We start from the raw sequence: 2,817 nt of genomic DNA, 5'->3' as shown, positions 1-2,817 counted from the left end.
GCAACCAGTTCGCCGTGGCGCAGCTGGGAGACTCGAACAACGCCACGTTCAGCCAGATCGGCAACGGCAACAACGCGGGCATCTCGCAGTAAGCCTGCCTTGGCCGGGCCGCTTTCGGGCGGCCCGGCATGCTTGCCCTTTGATCTGAAAAGGTTCCTGACATGACACTCAAAATCACTTCTCGCTCCGCGATCGCGGCGCTTCTGTCCACCACCGTGATGACAACCGCCTGGGCGGATGACAACGACGCCTACCTCGAGCAGGCAGGCAACAACAACATGGCCTATATTGATCAAAGCGGCGACAACAACGATGTCGGCTTCGACAATGGCCTGACCGGTGGCGGAAATATCAAGGGAGCCGTCCGCCAGGAGCAGATCTTCTCGGGTGCGGGCAACGACCTCGACATTTTCCAATCCGGCGATGGCAACAAGGTCGGTACGGTTCAGGCGCCGGGCACCTCCGCCAGCGTGCTGCAGCGCAGCCAGAACGGCCCGTCGAACACACTGCTCGTGACCCAGTCCTCTGACGACAACACCGTCGAACGGATTTCGCAGATCGCCCGTATTCCGGGTACCGCCGCAAACACCGTGACGATCACGCAGGAAGTCGGAGATGACAACCTTATCGGTTTCGTGAGCCAAGACCGCAAGGGTGGGACAGGCCACACGGCGACGCTGACCCAGACGGGTGCCGACAACATCATTCTCAGAACCCGTCAGCAGAACAACAACAGCATCCTGGTCGCAACCCAAGAGGGTACCGGCAACCTCATCAACGAGATCCGGCAGCAAGGGTCTGGCTTCAATTCAAACGACGGGAACCACGAGGCCTATGTCGTTCAGGATGGTGACAACAACGGCACCTCGGACTTCTCCGCGGGATCGTTTGCTGCTGGAACTGGCGCTGCCTGGAGCAAGGTCGAACAATACGGCAACGACAACGATGTCGATTACTTGGCGGTCGGCAATGCCAACCTGTTCGGCTTCTACCAGGACGGCACCGGCAACTCGGTCGGAATGGTCACCATCGACGGCGACGGCAACGAGACCGCGGGCTACCAGGAGGGCACCGACAACCTGATTGTGATCGCGCCCATCGTGGGTGACGACAACGACATCGGCGTGATCCAGGACGGCACCATGAACATGGCCGACATCGCGCTGACCAATGGCAGCAGCCGCAACGCGATCGGCGTCGACCAGTTCGGCACGAACGCGGCCGATGTGGACGTGGATGGTAACGACAACTTTGCCGACATCCGCCAGAGCGTCAACAACTCGGGCAGCTTCGGCGTCGTGCTGAACATCACCGGTGATTTCAACGGCACCGGCCCCTGGGTGACGGGCAGCGACGCGGAATCGATTGGCCTGACCGGCGGCGTGATCATCCAAGACGGCGTGGACAACCTGTTCGACGCCGTGATCGAAGGCGACAACAACCTCTTCGCGTCCGATCAGTTCGGCAACGACAACACCATCGACGCCTTCGTGGACGGCAACAACAACCAGTTCGCCGTCGCGCAGATGGGCAACATGAACAACGCCGTCTTCAGCCAGATCGGCGCCGGCAACAACGTGGGCATCTCGCAGTAAGCCTGCCTTGGCCGGGCCGCTTTCGGGCGGCCCGGCATGCTTGCCCTTTGATCTGAAAAGGTTCCTTACATGACACGCAAATTCACGACCCGCTCCGCGATCGCGGCGCTTCTGTCCACCACCGTGATGACAACCGCCTGGGCCGATGACAACGACGCCTACCTGGACCAGCTCGGTGACAACAATACCGCCCTGATCACGCAAAGCGGCGACGCAAACGATGCCGGCTCGACCGTACATGCGATGACCCAAGACGGCGACAACAATGATCTGGATATCTTGCAGACGGGCAACGGCAACGCGGTCGGCCTCAAAAATGGCGGAAACCAAAACGAAGTCGACCAGATTGGTGACGGCAACGTTGCGAGCGTCGAACAGTTGACCGATGACAACTTCGTCAATGAAATCCAGCAGAACGCACAAACAGCCACGGGAACGAACACGCTTTCCATCGTCCAGACCAGCACGAACGCGGCTTACGCACCGGGCACGCCGAGCGGGCTCTTGAGCGGCTTCGGCAGCATCGTCAGTAGCGTGTCACAGACGAACACCGGGGGCGCGGACAACTCGGTCACGGTCTACCAAGACGCCAACGACGGTTCGACCAGATACGACCGGCACCGGATCGGCGGGAACCTGCCGCGGAATGCCGGTACGATTTTCCGGAACTCGAACTTGAACTTTGCCTCGAACGGCATCGTTCAGAATGGCGCCGGCAACACGGCTGACCTCAGCCAGGAAGGATCCAGCCATCTGATCGTGCTGTCCGAACAGATCGGAGACGGCAACACCGTGGATCTCGAACAGATCGGCGAGCGCAACACGATTGTTCGTGTTTCCCAGGATTCGACCGGCTCGCTGGTCGGTGGCAACACTGCAACGGTTTCGCAGGACGGGTTCAACAACGGCGACGATGGCAATCCGTTCACTGTCGGCCGCTTCGCCGCGGGCACAACCGTTGTACAAGGCACCGTTACCCAGATCGGTGGCGACAACGATGTCGATTACATGGCGGTCGGCAATGACAACCTGTTCGGCTTCTACCAGGACGGCACCGGCAACTCGGTCGGAATGGTCACCATCACCGGCAATGGCAACGAGACCGCGGGCTACCAGGAAGGCACCGACAACACGATCACTATCGCGCCCATCGTGGGTGACGACAACGACATCGGCGTGATCCAGGACGGCACCATGAACATGGCCGACATCGCGCTGACCA

Annotated in this window: 3 protein-coding genes; all 3 read left to right on the top strand. The window is 60.4% G+C overall.

Going from position 1 to position 2,817, the window contains the following annotated elements; genetic code table 11:
• Nucleotides 1-14 precede the first annotated feature (14 nt).
• The gene (locus AVJ23_RS23610) at nt 15-92 is read left to right on the top strand and encodes a hypothetical protein (RefSeq protein WP_367576949.1); all 78 of its coding nucleotides are present in this window, start codon (nt 15-17) and stop codon (nt 90-92) included.
• A gap of 69 nt (nt 93-161) precedes the next feature.
• Nucleotides 162-1,595 carry an autotransporter outer membrane beta-barrel domain-containing protein gene (locus AVJ23_RS21820; RefSeq protein ID WP_058864345.1) on the top strand — a complete coding sequence of 478 codons (1,434 nt, stop codon included), beginning with the start codon at nt 162-164 and terminating at the stop codon, nt 1,593-1,595.
• A gap of 69 nt (nt 1,596-1,664) precedes the next feature.
• Nucleotides 1,665-2,817: hypothetical protein (locus AVJ23_RS21815; RefSeq protein ID WP_205626905.1), on the top strand; the 1,153-nt coding region annotated here is incomplete at its 3' end.

The sequence above is a fragment of the Pseudoponticoccus marisrubri genome, from assembly GCF_001482405.1.
Taxonomy (GTDB): Bacteria; Pseudomonadota; Alphaproteobacteria; order Rhodobacterales; family Rhodobacteraceae; genus Pseudoponticoccus; species Pseudoponticoccus marisrubri.
Note: the sequence above shows the minus strand (reverse complement) of the source record. Positions and strands in the feature narration are given on the sequence as shown.

What these genes read in the sequence shown, in the direction of transcription:
- AVJ23_RS21820 (WP_058864345.1), top strand. Translation starts at nt 162, where the DNA reads ATGACACTCAAAATCACTTCTCGCTCCGCGATCGCGGCGCTTCTGTCC.